The sequence below is a fragment of the Enterococcus phoeniculicola ATCC BAA-412 genome, from assembly GCF_000407505.1.
Classification (GTDB): Bacteria; Bacillota; Bacilli; order Lactobacillales; family Enterococcaceae; genus Enterococcus_K; species Enterococcus_K phoeniculicola.
The window spans coordinates 1,203,183-1,229,411 of the sequence record NZ_ASWE01000001.1; the positions used below are offsets into that span (position 1 = coordinate 1,203,183).

Sequence of the window (26,229 nt, forward strand, 5' to 3'; positions counted from 1 at the left end):
GTAAATAAGTGTTTAATAAAACCGTTAGAAAAATACGAGAGAAGTTAGGACACTTCTTTTTGCCCAGCTTATTAATTCTCTTTGCCCTCTTTTTGTTTGCCATCACATTTAGCAGTGTAAAACAAAAAGCAGTTGACTACAAAGAAGGACAAGTTGCAACTGAAAGTATTCGTGCAAATAAGACGATTGAGAATACGGCTGAAACAGAGCAAAAACGAAAACTAGCCGCTGAGGCGGTGACCCCGGAATACAGTTATCAAGAAGATTTAGCCGCTCAACAACACGACCGTCTAACCAATTTATTTACACTCATTACAAAAGCAAATAAACAAATTGATGATGAGTATAAGGAAAAAGTGGACAAGGCAAAATCGGGAACTAATGTGCCAAAGCCAACCGCTGATGAACGGGTAGCAGCGTTAAAAAAAGAATTTGAAGAAGCAAATGATGAGGATGTTGCGTTGTTTCAAAAGCTGCCAAATCAATTCTATCAAACGATTATGATGATGACAGCTGATGAAATTGCCACAATCCAAACAGAAAGCTTAAAGCTTATCGATGAACAAATGGCAAAACAAATTCGTGAAAGTGATCTTGAGAACTTTCAACAAGAGGCAACCGACAAACTGCAGTATTTAAATATCACGGCAGCTCAACAACAAGATATTCGCTATCTAATTAATTTAGGAATTGTTGTCAATGATTTTCCAAATGAAAAACGGACAGAAGAACTTCGAGAAGCGGCACGACAAGCCATACAGCCTGTTATGATTTTTCAAGGAGAAATCATCGTTCGTGAAGGAAGCCAAATTGATGCAACAGCAATTGAAAAACTAAAATTATTAGGACTAACTAGTAAAAATACCTCTATTTTTCCTTTAGTGGCATTATTTCTAACGATTGTTCTTCAAGTATTAGTTTTACTATATTTCTCACATCAGTTTCAGGAAGAAGAGCAGCAGCTTAAATTTATTTTCTTTTATGTGACTGCGATGACTATAAGCGTCGTCTTCATGAAATTTTTCCAAATGTTTCAAACAGAACAGCTCATGTACATTGCATTATTCTTCCCGGCAGCATTTACGCCGCTTGTACTAAGCTATTTTCTAAACAGACGAACAGGAGTTATGTCGGCACTTTTTCAAGTAGTCTTCGCTCTATTTGTCTTTTACAATTCGATTGGTACTAACTTTTTGGTAATCACACTAATCACCTATCTGTTTGCCGGTCTGATGGCAACAGTTGTGAAACATCAAAGAATTTCTGAACAAGGATTCTCTGCAGTTATGTGGGTGGTTATTTTCCCTGTATTAATGAATATTATCCTGGTTATCTATCAAGGAATGAGCTTTGGTGATGGAAAGACCTGGACCGCTTTAATTTGCGGGCTTGCAGGATGCCTACTTTCTTTCTTGTTAACAATGGGACTTCATCCATATATTGAGTTAATGATTACAGATGACAGTATGATTGTTTTAAATGAATTAAGTAATCCAAATCATCCTCTATTGAAGCAGCTATTGGAAGAAGCACCTGGAACCTATCATCATAGTATGATGGTCGCCAATCTGAGTGCCAATGCCGTGGCCGAAATCGGGGGACGCTCTTTACTCACTCGAGTTGCCTGCTATTACCACGATATTGGAAAGATTAAGCATGCAAACTTTTTTGTTGAAAATCTGCCAGCTGGCGCCGAAAATCCGCATAACTTTTTGCTTCCAGAAGACAGTAAACAAATTATTTTTGGTCATGTAATTGATGGAGCAAAAATACTAGAAGAATACGGTATGCCGGAAATGGTGATTGATATTTGTAGACAGCACCATGGGACAACACTGATGCGTTACTTCTACGTAAAAGCAAAAGAACGAAACCCAGAAATCACAGAAGATCAATTCCGTTATCCTGGACCTCGTCCACAAACTCGCGAAGCTGGGATTGTCAATATTGCAGATAGCTGTGAAGCAGCTGTACGTGCAATGGATCATCCAACAAATGAAAAAATCGAAAAGTTTGTTCATGATTTAATTGAAAGTCGCATTCTAGATGGACAATTAGATGATACAGGCTTAACTTTGAAAGAAATTCGTAAAATTGAAAAATCATTGATTAATGGATTAAGCAGTACCTTCCATTCACGAATCAAATACCCAAAAATGAAATCCGAAGCGGAAAAGATGAAAGAAGAACAAGAAAGAAGAGATGCCTAATGGATATTACCTTTATAGATGAAACCGAGAAAGTTTCTGAGGATAAAATAAAAGAGATTGATGATTTGCTCCAATTTGCAGCCGATCATCTTTCCCTTCCAAAAGACACAGAAATGTCTGTTACCTTTATGGATAATGCTGCCATCCAACTGATTAATCGTGACTATCGTGGAAAAGATGCACCCACAGATGTCATTAGCTTCGCTTTAGAAGAAGAAGGAGAAGATGAAATCCCTGTAATATTTGAAGAGGACATGCAGTTACCCAGAAACCTAGGTGACATTATGATTTCTACTGAACGTGCAGCAGAACAAGCAGCAGAATATGGTCATACCTATGACCGTGAATTAGGTTTTCTTGCTGTACATGGCTTCTTACACATCAATGGTTATGACCACATGACCCCAGAAGATGAAAAAGAGATGTTTGGCTTACAGAAAGAGATACTTGATGCGTATGGCCTCAAAAGATAAGCAGGGAATTGAAAAAAACAAACATTTCGTCCGTTCTGTAGAATTTGCTTTTCAAGGAATAAAAACCGTCTTCCAAGAAGAACGAAATATGCGAAAACATGTCTTGTTCGGTAGCCTTGCTATACTGGCGGGCTTCATTTTTCAGCTCTCTCAAATTGAATGGTTATGGCTTTTGTTAGCTGTCTTTTTAGTTTTAGTTGTGGAAATTATCAATACAATCTTTGAAAATGTTGTCGACATGGTTACAGAGTTTCATTTTCATCCTATCGGAAAGAAAGTTAAGGATATGGCCGCAGGAGCCGTTTTACTAACCGCTTTATTCGCCTCATTAATTGGCGCAATTTTATTTCTACCAAAAATTTATCAACTTATTTTTCGTTAAACAAACAAGGGGGTAGCTATGACTACACATAAATCAGGATTCGTCGCAATTGTAGGCAGACCGAACGTTGGAAAATCCACTTTACTTAATCGTATCGTTGGACAAAAAATCGCCATCATGAGCGACAAAGCACAAACAACAAGAAATAAAATTCAAGGAGTCTATACGACAGCTGACACACAAATGGTGTTTATTGATACACCAGGGATTCACAAACCCAAACATCGCTTAGGAGACTTTATGGTTGAGGCTGCATACAGTGCATTACGTGAAGTAGACGCTGTATTATTTATGATTAGCGCAGATGAAAAAAGAGGGCGTGGAGACGACTTCATTATTGAACGTTTGAAAAATGTTTCTTCACCTGTTTTTTTAGTTATTAATAAAATTGATAAGGTACATCCAGATAAGTTATTAGGTATTATCGAGGACTATACTTCCCAAATGGACTTTGCGGAGATTGTCCCCATTTCAGCGGTTGAAGGAAATAACGTAGAACACTTAATGGAGACTCTAATCACTCAAATGCCTGAAGGTCCTCAATATTTCCCAGACGATCAAGTCACCGATCATCCCGAGTATTTTATCGTTTCTGAGCTGATTCGTGAGAAGGTTCTGCAGCTTACTCGTGACGAAGTGCCTCATTCTGTTGCTGTAGTCATTGATTCAATGAAAAGAGATGAAAATGATAAAGTTCGCATTTTAGCAACAATTATTGTTGAAAGAGACAGCCAAAAGGGAATTGTTATCGGAAAAGGGGGCAAAATGTTGAAACAAATTGGAACAAAAGCCCGCTTGGACATTGAACATCTATTGGGAGATAAAGTCTTTTTAGAAGTTTGGGTAAAAGTCCAAAAAAATTGGCGCGACAAACAAACTTACTTACAAGACTATGGCTATAGAAAAGACGAGTACTAATTTTTAATACAAAGGAGTAGGCTGATACGCAAATCACTCGATTGTGTCTCAGTCTTTCTTTTCCATTTAATGAAAGGAGATTGGTTAGATGAGCAATCTTGTTGAATCAAAAGGAATCATTCTTTTTAGTAAAAACCACAAAGAAAAAGATAAGCTCGTGAAAATTTTTACTCAGTCAGCAGGAAAAATGATGTTTTTCGTTAAAGGAGCTCATCGGCAAAATAACCCGCTAACTCCTGCGCTGCTGCCTTTCACAGAGGCTGTTTATATTGGGGATTTTCGTGAAGAAGGATTATCTTTTTTGAATAATGCAAAGGATATTCAAGGATTTCGAAAAATTCAAGAGGATATTTTCCTTAGTGGATATGGTACATACCTCCTCAATCTGGCAGATGCAGCGATTGATGATCGAGTCTATGATCCACATCTCTATCACTTTTTACACCAAGCATTATCGCTAATGAATACAGAAGTCGATGCAGAAATCATTACTAATATTTTTGAAGTACAGTTACTACAACGGTTTGGTGTTTCTCCTACATGGAGTCATTGCGTTCTTTGTGGACAGACACAGGGAAAATTTGATTATTCTTCAAAATATAATGGCGTTCTTTGTCAAAATCACTGGTCAGCTGATGAGCATCGGTATCATGCTGATCCAAGGGCAGTCCACTTTGCACGGCTATTTTCTGCTATCTCTTATGATAAATTACAAGAAGTGAACGTAAAGTCTGAAACAAAAGATCAAATACGACTTTTTATTGATGCTCTTTATGAAGAGTATGTCGGTATCCATCTGAAAAGTAAAAAATTCATTGATCAAATGAAAAGCTGGGAAGGTATGTTGACAAAAAAAGAAGAGTAAATTCCGTTATCGAGTACTGAATAGATTAGAAAATAAAATTTTATTCTACAATAAACTAGTATATAAAAATTGGAAAAAATCAGACAATTATCTAGCTGCTCTCCAAGCCATAATAGCTTGCTCGGTATTAAGAAAACGGAGAAGACCGTCAAATCAACAGCTGTCCAACTGAAAGTTTTAAAAAACTTTTAAAAAATTATATAAAAACTCTCTAAAGCCCTGTGACGAATCTTGATAAAGTCTAACTTTTAGGAATCGTTTCAGAGTTTTAGAGCTTTTTTGTCTTTCTTTCGGAGATAGTAAACTATGCTATTGAATTCATCAAAGCGAGGCTATGCATGAAAATTCGTGCGACAAAAAAGCAACTTTTTTACATAAGGAACAATTAAGAATCTGGACAAAAACAGAGGACTCTTACTGTTTCCAGAGCCTAAACCATAAATATAATTGTTATCCTACAGACGCTCATTCCATCAACGATGTAATCGCCGAAATTCTAATGGGGTATATGAGCTCTCTTTCTTAAATGAGGCGACAAAATGACTAGCATCTTTAAACCCCACCAGATAGGCAATTTGCTGAATCTCAAGCTCTTGTCTGTTGATTAGTAGCTCCTTGGCCTTATTTAATCGATATCTCAGGATAAACGTATAAGTAGAAATTCCTAAAAAACGCTGAAAGAGTCGAGATAAGTACTGTGGACTGACAAATACTTGTTCCGCCAGACGTTCCACCGTTAACGCTTCTTTATAGTTTGTTTCAATTTCTTCAATTACAGGCTGAATATAGGTGAGATACAGCTCATGTTTTTGATTCGTATGCTTATCTTGAAATCGACTGAGCTGCATTAAAAATTGATAGCAAGAAATAGAAAGCTCTATTGAATCAATTGCAGGATTTGTAATTTGCTGTTGAATCTGATCTTCTACCCATTGAAAAAAAGAGAAGTAGGGCTGTTCTTCTGCTAGAAGATACGGGCTCTTTCCAACAAGCTGACCAATTTCATTGGCTAAGCTCCCGTTAAATGTCGCAAACGAGGTAATCCATATGGAAGAGCGATGAGAAAAATATTGATGAGGAACAAATGGAGCAATGAGAATTCCTTGTCCTTGTTTTAATACAATTTTTTTTCCTTCAAGAAAAATCTCTCCGACACCTGATTCCGTCTGCAGCCAATGGTAATAAGGATAACCTGTTGGGCGACTCACTGTAGGCTGCTCCCAATGTGAACCAATACTGTCAACTGAAAACGGATTCTCTTGATAAGCTAAGTTGTAGTATACAGGCATCAAAAATCACATCCTTTTGTTTCGTTTTCTTATATTCAATAGTTTAACATATTATACTTAACAATTGAAATCGCTTCTATAATGAACGTAATCAATCATAAAGGAGCTGTCATGATGACAAAAAAAGTGTTCGATCGTATTTTATTTGGAGGAGACTATAATCCGAATCAGTGGCCAAAAGAAGTTTGGCAAGAAGATATGCGTATTTTCAAAGATGCAAATATTAACAGTGCAACCGTTAATGTCTTTTCATGGGCAAAAATTCAACCCTCTGAAACCGAATATTATTTTGATGAATTAGATGAAATTATTGAGATGCTGACAAAGGAAAACTATGACATTGTTTTGGCAACATCGACTGCAGCCTTGCCTGCATGGATGTTTAAAAAATATCCAGAAGTTGCACGTACTGATTTTGAAGGGCGTCATCACAAGTTTGGTCATCGTCATAATGCTTGTCCAAACAGCCTTGTCTATCAAAAATATGCAGAGAAATTAGCTAGGAAATTAGCAGAACGCTATGGTGCAAATCCAAGAGTAACTTGTTGGCATATTAATAATGAATATGGTGGCGAATGCTTTTGCGAAAATTGTGAAAAAGCCTTCCGTGTTTGGGTGAAGGATCGTTATAAAACGATTGAAGCATTAAATAAGGCATGGAATTTGGAATTCTGGGGACATACAATTTATGAATGGGATGAAATTGTTTTGCCTAATGCGCTAGGTGAAGCAATTGATTATGACAACACCGCCTTTGCAGGAATCTCAATAGACTATCGTCGATTTAACTCAGATGGGATGCTAAACAATTTCAAAATGGAACGCGATGCCATTCGCCGACACGACCAAACAACGCCTGTTACGACAAATTTGATGGGTACCTACAAAAATCTAGATTATTTCAAATGGGCAAAAGAAATGGACATTGTTTCATGGGATAATTATCCTTCCTACAATACACCATGGAGCTATGTAGCCTTAACACATGATTTAATGCGTAGTTTGAAGAAAGCCCCATTTATGTTAATGGAACAAACACCTAGCCAACAAAACTGGCAGCCTTATAATTCATTGAAAAAACCTGGTCAAATGCGTGCGCAAAGTTATCAAACTATTGCTCATGGCGCAGATACAATTCAATACTTCCAGCTTCGTCGTTCAGTAGGAGCTTGTGAAAAATTCCATGGTGCAGTCATTGAGCATGTAGGAACAGAGGACACACGCGTATTTAGAGAAACAGCACAGCTTGGAGAAGAGCTTGCATCCTTTGGCGATTCTTTATTGGGTGCAGCAAATCATAGTCGGGTAGCGATTATGTTTGACTGGGAAAACTATTGGGCATTGGAATACACAAGTGGCCCAAACAAAGACTTAAAATATGTTGATCAAATCCATCAGTACTATCGTTATTTCTATGATAAAAATATCGCTGTGGACTTTGTTCCAGCAGATGCAGATTTAAGTGGATACTCTATTCTTGTTGCACCTGTTTTGTACATGGTAAAAGAGGGGATGAAAGAAGCCATCGAAGCCTTCGTAAACGCTGGTGGCACCTTTATTACAACCTTTATGAGTGGAATTGTAGGAGAATCAGATAACGTCCATTTAGGTGGATATCCTGGACCATTAAGAGAATTAGCCGGCGTTTGGGTAGAAGAAATTGATGCACTTGCTCCTGAACAAACGAATCAGATTCAATTCGTTACAGGAGAAGAGGGGACAAGTCGTTTGCTTTGCGATATTATTCACCCAGAAACAGCGGAAGTAATTGCAAATTACACGAGCAATTTTTATGCAAATACGCCTGCTGTAACAAAAAATTCATTCGGAAAAGGAACTGTTTATTACATTGGAACTGAATTAGACACTTCAAGTCTAGATTTGTGTCTTGAACAAGCACTTGAAACGACGGATGTACAACCTACACTTGAGGAAACAACGCCATTGGAAGTGGTCCTTAGAGAAACGGAAGAAGATGCATTCTATTTCGTCATGAATTTCCACGCTGAGACACATCCGCTACCAAAAACATTTGTTGGCACAACCGATTTGTTAACAGGCGAAGTTCTTTCTGAAAAAACAGTGCTCCATATGTACGACACATTGGTTATCAAAGCATAATTCCCTAAGAAAAAGCAACAACCACCATTACTTATTGCGTTTTGAAGAAAATTGGTTGACAAATCCTTTGATTTCGGACTATTATAAGACATATTGAATCGTACGTAGACCAAGCAAAGTAAAAAATGTGAAGCAAAGCGAGTCTGGGAGAGTGGAAGCCAGATGCTGTCCGTTTTTGAAATAGGCACTTGTGAGTACTCAAAATGAAGCTGCCGAAGAAGTTCGGAAGTAGGGTGGAACCGCGAATGATTATTCGTCCCTATGTCTCTTGGAGACATAGGGACTTTTTTTATTCTCAAAATAATAGGAGGGGTAATAAAATGAGCAAAAAATTAACTGTTCAAGAAATGATTCTCACATTACAAAAATTTTGGTCAGAAAACGGCTGTATGCTAATGCAGGCCTACGATACAGAAAAAGGGGCAGGAACGATGAGTCCTTACACGTTTCTTCGTACCATTGGTCCTGAACCATGGAATGCAGCCTACGTTGAGCCTTCAAGACGACCAGCTGATGGTCGTTATGGAGAAAATCCAAACCGCCTTTATCAACATCATCAATTTCAAGTAGTGATGAAGCCTTCACCAGAAAATATTCAAGAGCTCTATTTGGAAAGTCTCCGCCTTTTAGGAATTGATCCCTTGGAACACGATATTCGTTTTGTTGAAGATAACTGGGAAAACCCGTCAATGGGCTGTGCAGGCTTAGGGTGGGAAGTCTGGTTAAATGGGATGGAAATCACACAGTTTACGTACTTCCAACAAGTTGGTGGTCTTCCATGTAAACCTGTAACTTCTGAAATTACTTATGGCTTAGAACGCCTTGCTTCTTATATTCAAGAGGTAGAAAGTGTTTATGATTTGGAATGGACAAATGGCGTAAAATATGGAGAAATTTTTAATCAGCCTGAGTATGAACATTCAAAATACTCATTTGAAATTAGCAACCAAGAAATGCTTCTGGAAAACTTTAGCAAATTTGAAAAAGAAGCAAAACGTTGTATTGACGAAAATCTTGTTCATCCAGCCTATGACTATATTTTAAAATGCAGTCATACATTCAATTTACTTGATGCACGTGGTGCTGTTTCTGTAACCGAAAGAGCAGGTTATCTGTCGCGTATTCGAAATATGGCAAAATCAGTTGCAAAAATTTTCGTTGCTGAACGAAAACGGTTAGGCTACCCATTACTTGATAGAGACGCTGCTGAAAAATTACTGAAGGAGGACAAATAAGATGGCAAAAAATCTATTATTAGAGATTGGTTTAGAAGAACTGCCCGCTCATGTTGTAACTCCAAGTATGGAGCAGTTACAAGACAAAGCGGTAAAATTTTTAGAAGAAAATAACTTAGGATACGAAACTGTTGAGGCCTTCTCAACACCTAGACGACTTGCACTAAAAATTACAAATATTCCTGAACGTCAAGAAGACACGCAGGAAGACGTAAAAGGACCTGCAAAGAAAATTGCGCAAGATGCAAAAGGAAATTGGTCAAAAGCAGCAGAGGGCTTTGTTAGAGGACAAGGACTCACAACAGATGCTATTACATTTCGTGAACTAAATGGGGTAGAGTATGTTTATGTGACTAAGCATAGCCATGGAAAGCCTGCAGTAGAGGTGCTGACTGGATTAAAAGACGTCATTACAAGTTTAACCTTCCCTGTTACGATGCATTGGGCTAATTTTGATTTTGAATATATTCGTCCAATTCATTGGATTGTTGCCTTATTAGATGATGAAATCATTCCTTTTTCTATTCTGGATGTTGAAACTGGAAGAACTTCACGTGGTCACCGTTTCTTAGGCGGAGAGGTCACTTTCCAGCATGCAGATGAATATGAAGAAAAAATGAACGCTGAATTTGTGGTTGTTTCACCAACTGTCCGAAAACAGATGATTGTTACTCAAGCAAATGCGCTCGCTGAAAAAAATCATTGGTCTATTGACTTAGACGAAGAGTTATTGGAAGAAGTCAATAATATTGTTGAATATCCGACGATGTTTGTTGGAAACTTTGACGAAAAATACCTGTCTGTCCCAGAAGAAGTCTTGGTTACTTCCATGAAGGAACACCAACGTTACTTTGAAGTACGAAATCAAGATGGCTTGCTGTTGCCACATTTTCTTGCAGCTCGTAATGGGAATCAAGTAAAAATTGATAACGTGGTAAAAGGAAATGAAAAAGTCCTCACAGCCCGTTTAGATGATGCAGAATTTTTCTACAACGAAGATAAGAAATTAACCATTGAAGAATGTGTTGAAAAACTAAAAAACGTTACTTTCCATGAAAAAATAGGGAGTATTTATGAAAAAATGCAGCGTGTAGGTGTTGCGGCACAAATTATTGGAGAAACAGTAGGTTTGACTGCTGAAGAACGCACAGATTTACAACGCGCATCAGAAATCTATAAATTTGACCTAGTAACCAATATGGTTGGAGAATTCCCTGAACTTCAAGGAATTATGGGAGAAAAATATGCGCTGCTTCAAGGGGAAAAAGCATCTGTTGCCGCTGCGGTTCGCGAACATTATCTACCAGCTTCAAGCGAAGGAGAACTTCCTAAATCAGCAATCGGGTCTGTTTTGGCAATTGCAGATAAACTGGACAGTGTGCTGTCATTCTTTGCAGTAGGAATGATTCCAAGCGGGTCAAACGATCCTTATGCATTGCGTCGTCAAACTTATGGAATTGTTCGAATCATCGAAAATAACCAATGGAAATTCCCGTTAGCTGACTTACAAGAAAAAATCGGACAACAAATCAATCAGGATATTGAAACATTTGGTGTGACACTTCCTGCAAGCCAAAATGAAGTCCTTGAGTTTGTTAAAGCACGCTTACGCCAGTTCTTAACCACAAAAGATGTTCGACATGACGTTATTGATGCAGTCATATCTGCTGAGCAAAAAGATTTAACCAAGCTATTTGGTGCTGCAAAAATCTTACGTGAACATTTAGCTGATGAGGACTTCAAGCCATCAATGGAAGCTTTAACCCGTGTAATAAACCTTGCCAAAAAAGGACAAAGCGAAAAGACAGCTGAAATACCTGTCGTCAATCCGGCTCTTTTTGAAAATGAGGCAGAAAAAGAACTACACCATGCCGTTCAAGAGATTTCAGAAAACTTTTCTACTCAAACAATGGCGGATAACTATCAAGCTCTAGTTGCCCTACGTCCATTAATTGAAGAATACTTCAACCAGACAATGGTCATGGTTGACGATGAAAAAGTAAAAAATAATCGTCTTGCACAGCTTGGCCAAATCGCCTCCATGGCACTTGCACTAGCAAGTTTAGACTTGCTGATTACAAAATAATTAGAAAAAACCGGTTGTCTCAATGCTGTAAAAGCACTGGGTACAACCGGTCATTTTTATAGAATAAGCTGGAGTAAAAAAGGGATATAGAGAAGATAAATCAATACACTGTAGCCTAGACTGGACGCTGCAAACTCCACATCCCCGCCATAGGAACGAGTGAGTATCGGAACAGAATTTTGAATTGGCATGGCAGACTGGATAATAAATACCTGAAGCATCATTTCCGGAACATGAATCAACTGACCAAGTAGCCATACAATCAAAGGAGAAAAAACATAGCGCCCTAAAAGCACACCAAAAATAGCCCAATTCATTTTCAAATTTTTAATTCCCGTCTGATAAACAATAATTCCGATAGCAAACATAGATAACGGAGTCGTTAAATCGCCCAAGTAACCCATAAAAGAGCCAATAAATTTTGGTAAAGGCAAGGATAGAAGTACCCATACTAAGCCAATCATAAAACCAATCAACGCAGGAGAAAAGATTTTTTTTAAAGCAGCTAATGGGTGAAAAGACAGCTTTGCCGATTGAATCTCTGGATTATCCTGTGCCATTTTATAGACACCCACTGTCCAAAAAAGACTTGTATTTACGATATAGTAGAGGAGAACATAGGGGACAGAAACCTCACCAAATATAGCTAAATTAATTGGCAAGCCCATAAAAATAGTATTTGAGCATGTAAACATAGTAACAAATGTCCCTCGACGACTTGGAGAGACACTGAAAAATTTTGTATAGAGAATACTCAACAAAAAGGCTAGTATCATAGAGCCCAATGGAATGAGCATTCCTGAAAATAAGCTAAGAAATTCATCCCGAGAGAAATTTCGAGTCATATTCAAAAACATATTACAAGGAAGAGCGATGGTTAAAACTAGCTTTGAAAAAACATCTGCTGTACGGTTAGAAAACAACTGTTTATAGTTTAGCCAATAGCCCATAAACATGAGGGCAAAAATCACAAAAATATTTAAATAGGCATCAAGCAATCTGATTCACTCCTTTATTTACTTAAATAGGGTACCATAGAAAAAATAAGAAGAGAAGTGGGGAAGACGAATCTTCCTCACTTCTCTTGTAGATAAACTATTTCTTTCTTTGTTGTTTTCCAGCGTTACGTCCTTGACCCGATTTTGCTGTATTTCTTGGTACGTTCGTCACTTTTTTCTCCTTAACAGGAGTAACATCTTTAATTGGTGTTACGACTTGTTTAGGAGGGTTCAAACGAAATTCTTCTGCAACCTGTGCTTTAATTCTAGGCTTCATTAAGACATTCGTGATAAATGTTTGTAGGCAACTAAAAATACCTCCAACTACCCAATAAAGAGTGACGCCAGCTGGCGCGCTGATTGACATAAAGACAATCATTAATGGGGACACGATTAACATTGTTTTCATTGTTTTCTTTTGTTCTTCCGGAATACCAATTGTTGAAATATATCCTTGAATCAAATAAGAAACACCTGCAATTGCAACTAAAACTAAACTAGGTTTTCCTAAATCAAATAAATTTAAGAAAGTTGAAGATTGAATTCCTTCTGTATAGCGAGCGGTAAAGTACAATGCTGAGAAGATTGGCATTTGAATAAGAAGCGGAAGACACCCGATTCCACCAGTCATACTTAAGCCATTTTCTTTATAGACTTTTTGCATTTCAGTTTGGGCTTCCATCTGCTCTTCACGTGTCGTTGCAGCTTTCAGTTTTGCTTGAGCAACATCAACTTGAGGCTTCAATACTTGCATTTTTTCAGCTTGAACCATTGATTTTTTCGATTGATTAATCCCTAACGGCAAGATGATTAATCGGACAACGATGGTCATTGCGATAATCGCCCACCCATATTCCCAGTGAAAATTATCGACTAAATAAGTAATCATGCTTCCCATCGGCTTAACCAATGTTCGATAGATTAATCCACTCGTATCTGGATTTCCATTCTTATCCATCCTTACGCATCCTGATAAAAATAAAGTGATTGTCAGTAGGCCTGAGCCTAGCAACCAGTTTTTCCATTTATTCATTTAATTCTTCCTCTACATTTAATTTACACAAAGACAACTATACTAGAAAATCCGCTTGCTTTCAATTAAATTCACAGAAAAATCAAACAATGTTTTGTTAAATAGTTCCCGTTTTTTATAGATTGCAACAAGCAAGTTTCTGTTTATTTACTAATAAACAACGTCAAAGCTTTTTCGTTCTTTAATCGTAGGATCATCTGTCATCGTAAACTGAGTGACCCGACCGCTCGGGCTAGGCGAATCTTTTATTTTTTGGATAAACCGTGTCATCTTTTCTGACTCTCCAATAGCTTCAATCGTCACCGAGCCATCCTCCTCATTTTTTACCGTTCCTCTTATCCCAATCTTGTCAGCAACCAGTTTTGTCATATAGCGAAAGCCCACTCCTTGGACTCGTCCATTAACGTTCATTCGCACCTTCTTCATAGTGACACACCCTTCTTTTCTTTTATCATAACGAGTTTTTCTTCCTCTTTCAAGCAAATCATTCCATATTTTCAGTACTTTTGTAAGAAGACAAATTCAGTAAATCAAACAAAACTAAGCAGGAAACATGCTATAATATGGCGAGGTGAAAATTGTGAACGAAATTCTATCAGTAAAGAATACACGGATAAAAGAACTCAAAAAGCTTCATAAAAAAAAGTATCGTGAGGAAAGCCACAGCTATTTGATTGAAGGGTTTCATTTAATCGAAGAAGCAGTCAAAAATAAACAAACGCTGAAACAAGTTTATATAACGCAGCGAGGTCTCCAGCAGTGGGGGAGTTGGATTGAGGAGCAGCAACTGGCGAATATCTTTTTAGTCAGTGACGAAGTAATGAACAGCTTATCTGATTTACCAACCCCTCAAGGAATCTTAGCTGTTGTTCCTATAACCCAACTTGAAAACGTGCAGTTAAAAGGCTCGTGGCTATTATTAGATAACGTTCAAGATCCAGGGAATGTTGGAACGATGATTCGCACAGCAGATGCAGCTGGGCTGACAGGGATTATTTTAGGTGAGGGAACAGCCGACATTTACAGTACAAAAGTCATGCGAAGTATGCAAGGGAGCAATTTCCATCTACCGATCCTTAGTATGAACCTCAAAGAAGCCGTTCAGTTATTTAAAGAACAGCGTATCCCTGTCTATGGAACAGAACTGAATGAATTTGCTGTTGTCTACAATAAAATAGAGCCCCAAAAAGACTTTGCCCTTATTATGGGAAATGAAGGACAAGGTGTTTCCAAAGAGCTTCTCGCACTGGCCGATAAAAATTTATATATTCCGATTAAAGGACAAGCTGAATCATTAAATGTTGGAATTGCTGCAGGGATTCTTATGTATCATCTGACTGTTTAGTTGAAAGTCATTCTTATTAAGGAACTGTTAAGCTTTGATGACACGATCTAAATATCCTAGGATTTTTAGAAATACGGTGTTATACTGTGAAAAACTTAAATGTTAGATAAAAAAAGGTGGCAGTCCGAGTATATGACAGAAAAATGGCAAAATGACGAAGAGTACATGTCGTATGTAAACGATCTATTAGCAACTGAAGCCGTTCAAAAGTTAGCAAATTATACACAACATATGCATTCCACACGTTTAGATCATTCCATTAGTGTTTCTTATAATAGCTATAAGCTGGCAAAAAAATGGGGTGGAGATGCACGAGCAACTGCACGTGCAGGATTGTTACACGATCTATTTTATTATGATTGGCGTACAACTAAATTTGATGAAGGCTCTCATGCATATATGCATCCAAGAATTGCAGTAAAAAATGCAGAGAAGATAACAGAGCTTTCAGACTTGGAACGCGATATTATCATCAAACACATGTGGGGGGCAACGATCGCTCCGCCAAAATATAAAGAAAGCTATATCGTGACAATGGTTGATAAGTATTGCGCGGTAAAAGAAGCTTCTGAACCCATGACTGATCGAGTAAAAGCAAAATGGCATCAGTATTTTGGAAAAAAACAATCTATTTAATCCTAACGCAGAGGTGGACTGATTTTCATTTGTAAATCAACCCACTCTGTGTTATTCTTTTTTAGACGAATAATAGGTGATGGTGTTCACCTTTAACCATTTATCACAGATAAATTAATGACGCCTACTAAAAGGGGTGGAGTCTACCCTTTTTAGTAGGCGTTTTTTGTTGATCTAAGGAGGAATTTTTTTGAAAAAAGAACTTGCAGCATATGTAAAAATACCGGTTTATATGGTGAAATGGCTTATTCTAACAGGAATTCTCGGATTATTTATGGGTAGTCTTTCTGCATTTTTTTTAACGAGTCTAACCTGGGTAACGACTACACGTCTCGCCCATAGCTGGCTACTTTTTTTATTACCTGTAAGCGGGGCAGTATTTGCTGCTTTATATGCACGTTACGGAAAAAATGCGAGTCGTGGAAATAATCTGGTGATTGAACAAGGTAATGGAGGAACTGAGAACATTCCTCTTCGCTTGATTCCGTTAACTCTTTTCGGAACAATCACGACGCACTTATTTGGCGGTTCTGTCGGCCGAGAAGGAACTGCTGTTCAGATGGGTGGGGCATTAGCAGATAATCTGGGGCGTTTGGTCAAGCTTACTTCTATAGAACGAGAGATTTTTATTATTAGTGGAATAAGTGCAGGATTTAGCTCTGTCTTTGGAACTCCTTTAGCGGGAACGCTGTTTGGTCTAGAAGTTTTGGCGATTGGAAAAGTCCGAACAGAAGCACTCTTCCCAAGTTTCTTTGCGGCATTCTTTGCCAATATAGTGACAGGAATGTATGGCGTTGGTCATACACATTACTCAATGGGGAGCATTCCACAATGGTCTGTTCTGCTGTTTTTCCAATTATTGTTAGCAGGAATCTTATTTGGACTTATTGGCTGGGTTTTTAGCCGATCAATCGTATGGATAAAAAAGACTTACACAAATTGGATGCCAAATCCGATTTTGAGAAACTTTATTGGCGGAGTAGTGGTGGTTCTTCTTGCAGTTGTTTTACAAAATCAACGGTATCTAGGGTTGAGCTTGCCATTATTGGAGGATGCGTTTAGTGGACAGGCACACATATTTGATTTTCTGGGGAAACTCGTATTTACTGTTTTTTCTTTAGGTGCTGGATTTCAGGGAGGGGAGGTTACACCTCTTTTTGAAATTGGCGCGACGTTTGGTTCAACCTTCGCACACATTTTCCATCTGTCTGTTCCCTTTTTAGCTGGATTAGGCTTCATTGGTGTCTTTTCGGGAGCTACAAATACCCCCATTGCCTGTTTTGTGATGGGTATCGAATTATTTGGGAGTGAGGCTAGCGACTTTTTCTTCATGATTTGTCTAATAAGCTTCATGTGTTCAGGCAACAGCGGTATCTATTCTTCTCAGCAAGTGATAAAACAGAAAGGCCAGTTATTTTTCCCACGAAACAATAAAAGTAGACAAGAATAGAATAGAGACAGTTGGACGATCTGCCATCAGGCGTTCGTCCGACTGTCTCTATTTCTGTTTTCTTATCCATATAGAAATTGGATGATAGAAAATAGAACCATAACACCTATTATCAGGATTGCCATTACTGAGTGACGTTTTTTATTCATCATAACGATTGCAATAAATTCACGAAGAAATGCGTTAGGCAGATAATAAAAAGCGGTTTGTGCACCAAGACCATCTGCTTTTAACTGCGCTTTTTTTGCATATAATCCAGCGCGAAAAATATGATAATTATTAGATGTGAAAATTGCTTTGTAGGGTTGTTCTTGTCCACCGTCCATAATTTCCTTTGAAAACCGCATATTTTCTAATGTGGTAGTCGAGTTTGCCTCTACCAGTATATCTTCATCAGGAATTCCTTGTTCTAAAGCATAATTTTTCATCGCAATTGATTCAGGAATTTTTTCATCACTTCCCTGACCACCTGACATAACAAGCTTTGGTATTTTCATTGTTGCTCGTCTTTGTGCTTTATAAAAAGCAATCGCTTTATCAATTCGCTTAGCCAGTAAAGGAGTGACTCGCTCTCCATCAATTAACCCTGCACCCAAAACAACAATATAATCTTGGTGGTAGCGAGGCCTATTAAATTGATATAAAACGGACACTGTTAAAAAGTTATATAAAACAAAAAGAAGATAGACTAAAATCATTGGTAAAGTAGAACATAGTATGACCACCCAGTCTGGTAGATATTGGACAACGAATAGATTAAAGAGTAATACAAATGTTAAAAAAATGGCGAGTAATAACGTTAACAGATTCGCAAGTGAATGGGCTTCTTTTCTCAAGACAACAATGCCATTCCAATATAAAAAGAGAATAAGTGCATAGATACCTACAAATGGAAGCATCACAAGAGGCACACCAATTAGGGCTAATATCCCACCTAAAAAAATATCCTCAGACTTAATCATCAAAATAATGAGGTAAATCCCCCAGCTACCAATAAATAGATTAAATAATAAGCCATTGATCAGTCGGCGCTTTTCCTTAAAATAACTGAACAAGAAAATACCCATAAAGAATAACGGAAAAGCAATAAGAACACTTTGATAACGAACACTTAGATAGAATACGTACCCAACCAACGTTACCATCGACCAAGTAATTAGGTAAAAGAAGTACGCATGATCTTTCTGTTTTTTTCTCCAATAGCCAATCCCTAAAATACCCACCAAGTATATGAGTGCTACCACTACATATCTTGAACTATTCATAGACTCAACTCCTTTTCTGTTTATAGTATAACGAACTTTAAAGAAAAAAGCAGTTCAGACGAAAAAAATAGCACAAATAAATAAGACAAAAGAGCGTTGTATAAATCCAGTTGTTCTACTGGTTTCATACAACGCTCTTCATGTACAGATGGTAATAAACAAAATGCTTTATCTTTTTTAAAACAGATTGGAGAAGAACCCTGAAACAGAGCGCCAAGCTAATTCAAAAAAGTTCGCTTTTTCGACGGTGCTGTTTATTTTAATATCCGTCTCGTGTTTTACAGAAGCATCAAGATAACCTAGTGTGTCCTGCGCAAGTGAAAGTTCTGCTTTCCCAATCACATCTCCTTTGGTCACTGGTGCTTGTACTTCATTATCTGTTACTATTTTTTCATCTAATACTGGTGTAATCGTTAACTGACTTGTGTCCATATCTTTTCTAACCCAAAGTTTTACAGGATCAGCTAAACTGATATTCACCGTTTCTTCTTTTCCATCTTTGACACTTACAGAAGGGAGATCTGGTATAGCGGCGCCAGCTTTTCCAATCTCTTTTTGGGACCAATTATCATAACTGTAATCCATTAGTTTACTTGTTTCATCAAACCGAACACTCGGATTTTGTTCATGTCCATTCACATTCAACACGACTGTAATAATACGGCGACCATCCTTTATCATGGTTCCTACAAAACAAGCACCAGCAAAATCAGTTGTTCCAGTCTTTAATCCATCCACGCCTTCTTTTGCGTTGATAAAACCTGGAAGCATCCAATTCCAATTCACCATCTCAACGGGAGAAGGGGTGTTTTCGCCAAACATTTTTGATGCGGTCTTAGATACTTCCAATACTTCTGGAAAATCTAAGATTAGATGGCGCGCTACAATTGCTACATCTTTTGCAGAGAGCTCATTTTCGTCAGTTGAAGAACTTCCTTCATAAATATTGTTTCCCAAGTATTCATTATTCAATCCTGAACTATTAACCACTTTTGCGTCTTTAATTCCCCAATCTTCAAGCTGTTTACGCATTAAATCAACAAATTTGGGTTCACTTCCAGCAATTTTTTCAGCCAGTGCTACAATTGCTGCATTTGCAGATTGAATAAGTCCTGCATCAAAAAGCTCTTTAACAGTATAGGTGCTTTCTTGATGTAAGGGGACATTGGACAAATCTGGCGCAACACTTAGATTTGCTGCATATTCTGAGATAGGAACTGTATCCTCCCAAGAAAGCTTTCCTTGTTTGACTTGCTCTAAAACAATGTATAGACTAATGATTTTTGTGACCGAAGCAATTCCCATAGGTGTATCTCCATCTTGACTGTACAGAATTTTCCCTGTTTCTGCATCTACAGAAAAGGCTGCTTTTGCATCAATAGAAAAATTCTCACTTGCTGCTTCTTCCGCAAAAGCAGATACAGCAGTAAATAATGGCAGGAAGCTAAGTAAGATACTTGTAAATAATAAAATTAGTGTTCGCTTTTTTTGAGACATTCGATTTCTCCTTAAATAAATTTCCTAAGTCTAAAGTGTATCAGAGAGTATAGCAGGTTTCAATAATTCCTAGAAAAACTTAAGAATGAATGCCTTAGATTTGAGGCAATAAAAAAATCGCCTTAAGGAAGACGATCTCGTTTTGCTTTTTCTGGAACCCTTACTCGTTGGCTCTCTTTTTGCATATAATTAGTTAATCCATATAAAGAAATTCCTGTTAAGAACACTAAACTCAAAACCATAAATGTATTTACCATCTCTAATTTCACCTCTCCTTGTTTATAACGTGGAAGGTAGGATTCGAACCTACACCTTGTGAAGAAGAAAAAATCATCCGATTCATTTCCTGCTAACGGAACATCCTTGTTCATCCACCTGATAAACATAGTATACAAAGAAGAAGTAAACTTTTACCTAAGAAAACATGGAGAAAAACGGAAGCATTTGTGAAGAATTATTGAATTTTTGAAAACGATTTATTTTTATTTTATTTTCAGAATAGTGTCTGAATTTTTTCTGTTTATAAAACAAAGAAAGACTCTATTCCCAAGCTTTTTCAAATACATATTTGAAAAGTAGGGGAACAAAAGTCTTCGATTTTTATTTGTCCTGTTTTAGTAATGCATAACGGTTCATATCTCGCAATTCATCATAAAGACACATCTCTTGACGGTCAGTCGCAACGAAAGTAAAGCCACATGATTTTGCTACTTGGTTACTTGGCTGATTTTCACTATCAGCAATAATTGTTAGTTTATTTAATCCCATGTCATCAAATGCAAGAGCACAAACTTTATGAACAGCTCTTCTCATGATTCCTTTTTTTGTATAGGCTTCAGCTAACATATAGCCGATTTCAGCACGTTTATGTACTTTGTTGATATAATGCAAGTCAATGCTTCCTACTAATACTCCTTCATATTCAATGAGGAATAAACGATCCGTGCCTTCTATTTCGCCCTTTAGCTTCATTTTCAAATAAGCCTCTTCATCAGCAACGGTTTTTGTCTCATCAACAAAATCTAAAAATTGTCGAAAATAGGTTCGATTTGAATCAACTAGTTGAAACAGTTCTTCAGCCATCTCAACCGTAGGATGAAGAAATTGAATTTGTTTGTCTACAGGTAATCGAAAGTAATTTTTCATTGCAATCCCTCATTTCTTTTCTTTAGTATACCTGATAAGAGGTATAAATCAATAAACAATTGACACCTGTTATCTACAGCTTATTTATCGAAAAAAGTAACAAAGCGATCTTTCCATATGGATTCATAAAAAGAAATCGTTTGGCTAGCTGTCATAAACTCTGTATCATAGGTTGTAGTGGCGCCTGACTGCATCACTACCTTATACCCCAATCCGTGAGCAAATTTGACTGTAGTATCCACACAGTATTGCGTTTGAGCACCGCAGATTTCGATAGTAGAAATAGAGAGACGCTCCAATAACTGCTTTAATTCCGTCTGATAAAAAGAATTTGCATGTGTTTTTTCTATAAAATAAGCATTTGATGTATTCAACTGTGGAATAATTTGCCAGGCAGGGGAGTCAGTTATCAACTCCTCCTCTCGATGCTGTACAAAAATAACTGGACGATTTCTGTCAGCATACTCTTGAATCCGTGTATTTACAAGAGAAATTAACTCAGACAGGTGGTCAATTGGCTTTGTGGCTCTAAGACAAACACCGGTTTGTAAATCTATCACAAGTAATGCATCATCATTCTTTTTCATAAATGTTCTCCCAACTGCACTAAAGTTTTCATTATGAATACACGCTTATCCGCTATGTATAAATACCTGTTAAATCAGCTTATTCTAAATACCGTCAACCAGTAACCCGATGCAAGAGCCAATTGCAGCTTGAGCAGTTCTTAAAAATCTATTTTTTGTTTCTAATACTGAATAGAGTTCTCGAAAGTTTTTTTGAAATGAGTAGAGAATACCCACTACAAATAGAACGAATAAACACTTGATAAAAAACATGATTGTTTCTCCTTTTTTTCTATTTGTTTCTAGTTTATCAATGACTGTGCTCTTAAACAATCGGTCTATAGGAGGAGAAGAGGGTGAGAAAGAAAAAAAGCTAACCACAAAAATGGTTAACTTTTTCACACGTAAACTTTTTATTTAAAAGCCATCAGACTCAATATCAATTAATTTTTCATCAATTTTTTCTAACTCGTCGTCTGGAATTTCATACGTATTGTCTGAATGTTTTTCTACTTTTACTTTGATTGTTTCTTTTTTACCATATTCTGGTTTTTCAAGTCTTTCCTTTAACATGTTATAAAGCTCTGTATAGATTGCATTGTACATTTCTTCTTCTGACGGCATCTCTTTACCAGCAAGAACTTCTTCTTGTACTTTTGCTACATATGTTTCTTGATAAGCCATTAAATCTTTTTGCAAATCTTCAAAAACAAGAAGTGGTTCAATATCAACAGTTACAGTATAATTTTTTTCTTTATCTTCTTTTGCTTCGCCAACCGTATACCTTGTTTTTTTATACATATCTTTAAACAAGTCCCGATATTTACCTGATAAGTCAGAGGAAAGACCAAAAGAATCAAACATTTCCACATTCTCATCTAAATTATCGTTATACATTTTTTTTGCTTCTTTTTCTGTTGAATCGGTTAATTTCATGTACTCTTTAAACTCACCTTTAGTTGATGCATCTAGCGAGCCCCTTACATAACCAGCCGCATCAAACGTTTGCCCACAGGCAGCCAACACTGCAACAGTCATTACCATTGCAAAAAACATACTTATTTTTTTCATTTTCAAACCCCTTAATTTTTTTGTTGTGCAAGACAACTAGTTATAGTTTTCCATAGTTTCATCAATAAAACAACTCATTTTTTTGTTCTTTATTTTAATATTTAATAAAATAAAGAACAAAAACACTTCAAAAACAAGGAGAAAGTCTCGTTTTATTTGCTATTAAGAACAATTTAAAAAAAACGGTAAGATTTCAAATAAATTCTATAATCGTTAAATTTTAAGCTCTTGAAGAAGATAAAAAAACGATATATTCGTTTCTTCCAAAAAAACTCTTCAAAAAATGATATATTAAAAAACAGTTGTATTGTATTTATTCGTTGAATAAATACAATACAACTACATTCCCTTTTCCATTTAAATAAAATATACAGATTCCTTATTGCGAATTTCTTATCGGTTAATTATCCATCTCAATTCATTGCCTAAAAAGAGAAGATATTATTGAATTCGTTATTTATTAATATCAAAAGTCTGAAATTCTCCAAGCTCAATATTTGTATCTTTCATCTACCTACTGTATATTATTTAGCAAAGGAGGTGCTTATCTTGGATACAATTTTCGTTGTTTTACACATACTTTTCGGACTAGGCTCATTTATCGGTTCGTTATTATTAGTTTGGGGATTCAAAGAAACTTTTCAAACACTTACAGCTATACAAAAATCTGGTATTATTTTAACTGTTATCAGCTTATTTGCAACCATTGCAGTGACTATGTTCTCAAAGGGAAATGTACTTTTAGCAATTCTCTTTGTCCTTTTAGGCGGTATTACATGTGCTGCACTTGGCAAGAAGAAAACCGCTTAATTAGACAGTAAACAAAGTAGGCATAATTAGATATAGTGCTGGACGATGTTCTCTATTTTTTACAGATAAACTACTCAATCAAGAAAACATCGTTTGTAGCCACAGCATACACCTGACTAGTATGCAAAATAAACTAGTCAGGTGTATGCTTTTTTCCTTTTACAATAGTAAAAAGGGGGCATGTAAACATCAATATTATTTGTGTCCATATGCTCAAATAAGTAGAGGACGTGATGGATTTAAATTGAACGTTTCACAATTAATAGAACACTTCCCAACCTCATAGTTAATAGCTGCTATCTGCTAATAAAATTTAGAGATTTCCCTTCTAAAAATCACTAACAGTAAACAACAAAAAACCACCACGACCGTCGCCATGGTGGAAATGAAGGTTGTTATTTACTCTTGGTAGGAGTAAGTATGAAAAACCAATTCGGGATAATTGGCATATTAGCATACTACACAAATCTATTGAATGTATCATGAATAACTGTTAGTGAAATGCTAAATTTTTTATGAGAAAAGACTCATCAAGCGCTTTCTTTATTATTCTACTCATAACTCATATTAGTGTATGGAATTTTTTTAGTATGGTACACTTATAGATGTACAGAGATTCTCAATTTAGGAGGCGTTCATTTTATGACGGAAATCGGTAAAAAATTGTTGTCTCAATTGACTGTTGCAGATGCTGGCCCTTTCGTAACGATTATGCTGAACACTCATGTGGCACATCAGGAAGTGGAAAGAGATCAGATTAAGTTGAAAAATTTTGCCAAAGAGGCAAAAAGACGCTTTGAGAAAAAATACGCTGAACACGACTGGATTGCTTTTCAAGAAAAAATTGACACATTATTATCAAGCAAAGAATTTTGGCGCACCAACGCAGCGAGCGTTGCAATCATTTTGACAGCGGAGGAGACCTACATTCATCGTTTGTCCATCCCTGTAGATGATCAGTATTATGTTAGTGATACTCCCTATATCCTAGCAATTATCAAAAATGCACAATTTAACTACGCCTATTATATTCTAGGATTAAATCGGGACAGTATGAAACTTTATCGGATAGATAATAAACAAACATCAGAAGTTCCTCTTCCTGAGAATGCACCGAAAGATTTGGTGACTGCATTAGGGGATGAATTAACCAACAATGGAGGCTCTTCTGGAAAAGATGGCCTTTCCTATCACGGAATCAATACAAAAGATGAAGAAATTGAAATTGACTGGATAAACTACTATCAAGCAGTGGACGGATTTTTAAAAGACTCCTTTGTAAATGAAGAAGGGTTGCCGATTTATCTTTATGCACTCCCTGAAAACCAAACGATGTTTAAAAAAGTGGCAAAAACTCCTTATTATCAGTCTGAAATTACGATTTCAGCTTCTCCAGCACAACTTACAGCAAAGGATTTATCCACTGCTGTTGAAAAAATAAATAGCGAATTAATGAAAAAAGAAACCCAAAGCTACACCCGTTTGATGAATAAGAAATTTCTCGATCAATTAGTAGATTTAGTTCCAGCAGCAAAAGAAGGGAAACTCTCTCATCTATTTATTGCTACTTCAAATCTAGCGGATGGATTTGGAGAAAATCCTGAGACAGAATATGATCGTAGACAAGTTTTAAATAAATTAGCGGTAAATGTGTTGGAAAATAGTGGACAAGTCTTTGTCTTAGATCAAAAAGATTCCCCCGATGAAAAAAGTTTATTGGGCATCCTACGATACTAATGAACTGTTTAAACACTAACGAAGGTGAGAATGGACAAGAGCCTAACCGATTTTTCGGTTAGGCTCTTTAATTAAGCGATTAAATATTTTATTAGCCGTACATAACGACCTGCATTATGCTGACTGGGTTTTATCTAAACTATTAGCCACTTTTACAAGGTCATCGAAGGTGTTTCGTTTCTCATCTACACAATTTGAACCCATACCTCTTTCAAATCTATGCGGTTCCGAGACCGCGCCTTCGGAGTAGACTTCTATCAAAACGAAGTAAAAGGACTTTCACATCTAATTTCTTAATACTTTTCTAGTATAGCAAACAGAATGTTCGTATGCTATCGCTTACTTTAAATTTAATAATTCCTTAAACATAAATTATTCAAAGAAAGGGCTAGCCCACACTTTTTTTCTGTGCTATAATAGGAGTGTAGTTTTTGTTCGGTAATATATGGTAGTTTGTTTCATAATAAACATCTTCCACATTCACCATTCAAGTAATTGCAAAATATGTGTTTAACACAAGGAGGATTTTTATTATGGAAACAGGTACAGTAAAATGGTTTAACTCAGACAAAGGTTTTGGTTTCATCACTGCAGAAAACGGAAACGACGTATTCGTTCACTTTTCAGCTATCCAAGGTGAAGGCTTCAAAACTTTAGAAGAAGGCCAAGCAGTAACTTTTGATATCGAAGAAGGTCAACGTGGACCTCAAGCTACTAACGTTAACAAAGCTTAATTAACTTGTAGACTTCAAACTTCCGTCGACGAATCGACGGAAGTTTTTTTATACATAAAAAACACCACCCCTTTAAACGTGTGCTAGTACAGCGATGACAAAAACTTCTTTTCTAGCTTAATATATCTGTTTTTCGCAAATTAGGCTTGCATTATTCTAATGAACCTTTTATCATGAAGAAGAATAGTTTTAGACTAGTACTTATGAAATGGTTAAAGAGAGTGAATCCTTGGCTGAAAGATTGACACCCACTTAAATAAGGAACCTGCTAAAATGAACTTGCTATGAAAATGGCACGATTCCCATCGTTATCGGGCTGAAGTTGGACTATAAAAAGATAGTCAAGCAAGGTGGTACCGCGA

At 36.7% G+C, this 26,229-nt stretch carries 25 protein-coding genes and 1 riboswitch; of the genes, 14 read left to right on the forward strand and 11 right to left on the reverse strand.

Translation table 11 applies throughout. The features are described from left to right. The first annotated feature begins 8 nt into the window (after positions 1-8). The 5 genes from I589_RS05520 (at position 9) to recO (ending at position 4,848) form a co-directional block, all read left to right on the forward strand. Positions 9-2,210: an HD family phosphohydrolase gene (locus I589_RS05520; protein WP_010769107.1), complete on the forward strand. Its 2,202-nt coding sequence runs from the start codon at positions 9-11 to the stop codon at positions 2,208-2,210. After that, positions 2,210-2,683 carry an rRNA maturation RNase YbeY gene (gene ybeY, locus I589_RS05525; RefSeq protein WP_010769106.1) on the forward strand — a complete coding sequence of 158 codons (474 nt, stop codon included), beginning with the start codon at positions 2,210-2,212 and terminating at the stop codon, positions 2,681-2,683. The genes I589_RS05520 and ybeY overlap by 1 nt, the downstream gene beginning before the upstream one ends. Next, entirely contained in the window at positions 2,667-3,065 is a 399-nt protein-coding gene (locus I589_RS05530) for a diacylglycerol kinase family protein (RefSeq protein WP_174298990.1), read from the forward strand. The genes ybeY and I589_RS05530 overlap by 17 nt, the downstream gene beginning before the upstream one ends. 18 nt (positions 3,066-3,083) lie before the next feature. Then, positions 3,084-3,983, forward strand: coding sequence for a GTPase Era (gene era / locus I589_RS05535; protein ID WP_010769104.1), 900 nt, complete (start codon positions 3,084-3,086; stop codon positions 3,981-3,983). Positions 3,984-4,071: 88 nt separating this feature from the next. After that, a complete protein-coding gene (gene recO / locus I589_RS05540; protein ID WP_010769103.1) occupies positions 4,072-4,848 on the forward strand; it encodes a DNA repair protein RecO in 777 nt (258 codons plus the stop codon). A 473-nt stretch (positions 4,849-5,321) separates the two neighbouring features. Here the strand turns inward: recO and I589_RS05545 are convergent, their stop codons facing one another. Next, on the reverse strand, positions 5,322-6,137 hold the full coding sequence (locus I589_RS05545; RefSeq protein ID WP_010769102.1) for an AraC family transcriptional regulator: 816 nt from the start codon (positions 6,135-6,137) through the stop codon (positions 5,322-5,324). A 114-nt stretch (positions 6,138-6,251) separates the two neighbouring features. Here I589_RS05545 and I589_RS05550 point away from each other — a divergent pair, with 114 nt between their 5' ends. The 3 genes from I589_RS05550 to glyS all read left to right on the forward strand — a co-directional run bounded on the left by I589_RS05550 (position 6,252) and on the right by glyS (position 11,579). Beyond that, a complete protein-coding gene (locus I589_RS05550; RefSeq protein ID WP_010769101.1) occupies positions 6,252-8,258 on the forward strand; it encodes a beta-galactosidase in 2,007 nt (668 codons plus the stop codon). Positions 8,259-8,578: 320 nt separating this feature from the next. Next, positions 8,579-9,493 (forward strand): glycine--tRNA ligase subunit alpha, encoded by a 915-nt coding sequence (gene glyQ, locus I589_RS05555; RefSeq protein WP_010769100.1) that lies wholly within the window; start codon positions 8,579-8,581, stop codon positions 9,491-9,493. Position 9,494: 1 nt separating this feature from the next. Further along, complete coding sequence (glyS, locus tag I589_RS05560; protein WP_010769099.1) at positions 9,495-11,579, forward strand: glycine--tRNA ligase subunit beta; 2,085 nt, start codon at positions 9,495-9,497, stop codon at positions 11,577-11,579. Between the two features lie 56 nt (positions 11,580-11,635). Here glyS and I589_RS05565 read toward each other — a convergent pair whose 3' ends face one another. The 3 genes from I589_RS05565 to I589_RS05575 all read right to left on the reverse strand — a co-directional run bounded on the left by I589_RS05565 (position 11,636) and on the right by I589_RS05575 (position 14,036). Continuing rightward, on the reverse strand, positions 11,636-12,577 hold the full coding sequence (locus I589_RS05565; protein ID WP_010769098.1) for an AEC family transporter: 942 nt from the start codon (positions 12,575-12,577) through the stop codon (positions 11,636-11,638). Between the two features lie 97 nt (positions 12,578-12,674). Next, positions 12,675-13,610 carry a membrane protein insertase YidC gene (gene yidC / locus I589_RS05570; protein WP_010769097.1) on the reverse strand — a complete coding sequence of 312 codons (936 nt, stop codon included), beginning with the start codon at positions 13,608-13,610 and terminating at the stop codon, positions 12,675-12,677. A gap of 150 nt (positions 13,611-13,760) precedes the next feature. Then, on the reverse strand, positions 13,761-14,036 hold the full coding sequence (locus I589_RS05575) for an acylphosphatase (RefSeq protein ID WP_010769096.1): 276 nt from the start codon (positions 14,034-14,036) through the stop codon (positions 13,761-13,763). A gap of 154 nt (positions 14,037-14,190) precedes the next feature. Here I589_RS05575 and I589_RS05580 point away from each other — a divergent pair, with 154 nt between their 5' ends. The 3 genes from I589_RS05580 to I589_RS05590 all read left to right on the forward strand — a co-directional run bounded on the left by I589_RS05580 (position 14,191) and on the right by I589_RS05590 (position 17,041). Then, positions 14,191-14,955: a TrmH family RNA methyltransferase gene (locus tag I589_RS05580; protein ID WP_010769095.1), complete on the forward strand. Its 765-nt coding sequence runs from the start codon at positions 14,191-14,193 to the stop codon at positions 14,953-14,955. A gap of 132 nt (positions 14,956-15,087) precedes the next feature. Then, positions 15,088-15,591 (forward strand): HD domain-containing protein, encoded by a 504-nt coding sequence (locus I589_RS05585; RefSeq protein WP_010769094.1) that lies wholly within the window; start codon positions 15,088-15,090, stop codon positions 15,589-15,591. Positions 15,592-15,657: 66 nt separating this feature from the next. Further along, positions 15,658-15,725: riboswitch (Fluoride riboswitch) on the forward strand. 98 nt (positions 15,726-15,823) lie between these two features. Then, positions 15,824-17,041, forward strand: coding sequence for a voltage-gated chloride channel family protein (locus tag I589_RS05590; RefSeq protein WP_425387023.1), 1,218 nt, complete (start codon positions 15,824-15,826; stop codon positions 17,039-17,041). Positions 17,042-17,103: 62 nt separating this feature from the next. Here I589_RS05590 and I589_RS05595 read toward each other — a convergent pair whose 3' ends face one another. From I589_RS05595 to I589_RS05615, 7 genes are all read right to left on the reverse strand, one after another. Next, entirely contained in the window at positions 17,104-18,306 is a 1,203-nt protein-coding gene (locus tag I589_RS05595; protein WP_010769092.1) for a YdcF family protein, read from the reverse strand. Between the two features lie 177 nt (positions 18,307-18,483). Next, positions 18,484-19,803 carry a serine hydrolase gene (locus I589_RS05600; RefSeq protein ID WP_010769091.1) on the reverse strand — a complete coding sequence of 440 codons (1,320 nt, stop codon included), beginning with the start codon at positions 19,801-19,803 and terminating at the stop codon, positions 18,484-18,486. A gap of 122 nt (positions 19,804-19,925) precedes the next feature. Further along, entirely contained in the window at positions 19,926-20,060 is a 135-nt protein-coding gene (locus I589_RS18675) for a hypothetical protein (protein WP_010769090.1), read from the reverse strand. A 343-nt stretch (positions 20,061-20,403) separates the two neighbouring features. Continuing rightward, entirely contained in the window at positions 20,404-20,949 is a 546-nt protein-coding gene (locus I589_RS05605; protein ID WP_010769089.1) for a GNAT family N-acetyltransferase, read from the reverse strand. An 80-nt stretch (positions 20,950-21,029) separates the two neighbouring features. Continuing rightward, positions 21,030-21,536, reverse strand: a complete 507-nt coding sequence (locus tag I589_RS05610; RefSeq protein ID WP_010769088.1) for a cysteine hydrolase family protein — start codon at positions 21,534-21,536, stop codon at positions 21,030-21,032. An 84-nt stretch (positions 21,537-21,620) separates the two neighbouring features. After that, the gene (locus I589_RS18290) at positions 21,621-21,788 is read right to left on the reverse strand and encodes a hypothetical protein (protein ID WP_010769087.1); all 168 of its coding nucleotides are present in this window, start codon (positions 21,786-21,788) and stop codon (positions 21,621-21,623) included. Between the two features lie 144 nt (positions 21,789-21,932). After that, entirely contained in the window at positions 21,933-22,586 is a 654-nt protein-coding gene (locus I589_RS05615) for an LptM family lipoprotein (protein WP_010769086.1), read from the reverse strand. Between the two features lie 540 nt (positions 22,587-23,126). On the opposite strand from I589_RS05615, the gene I589_RS05620 reads away from it, so the two are divergent. The 3 genes from I589_RS05620 (at position 23,127) to I589_RS05630 (ending at position 25,867) form a co-directional block, all read left to right on the forward strand. Continuing rightward, a complete protein-coding gene (locus I589_RS05620; protein WP_428829662.1) occupies positions 23,127-23,396 on the forward strand; it encodes a Na+-transporting malonate decarboxylase, carboxybiotin decarboxylase subunit, madB in 270 nt (89 codons plus the stop codon). Between the two features lie 642 nt (positions 23,397-24,038). Continuing rightward, entirely contained in the window at positions 24,039-25,133 is a 1,095-nt protein-coding gene (locus I589_RS05625) for a baeRF6 domain-containing protein (RefSeq protein WP_010769084.1), read from the forward strand. Positions 25,134-25,666: 533 nt separating this feature from the next. After that, on the forward strand, positions 25,667-25,867 hold the full coding sequence (locus tag I589_RS05630; protein ID WP_010769083.1) for a cold-shock protein: 201 nt from the start codon (positions 25,667-25,669) through the stop codon (positions 25,865-25,867). Positions 25,868-26,229: the final 362 nt, after the last annotated feature.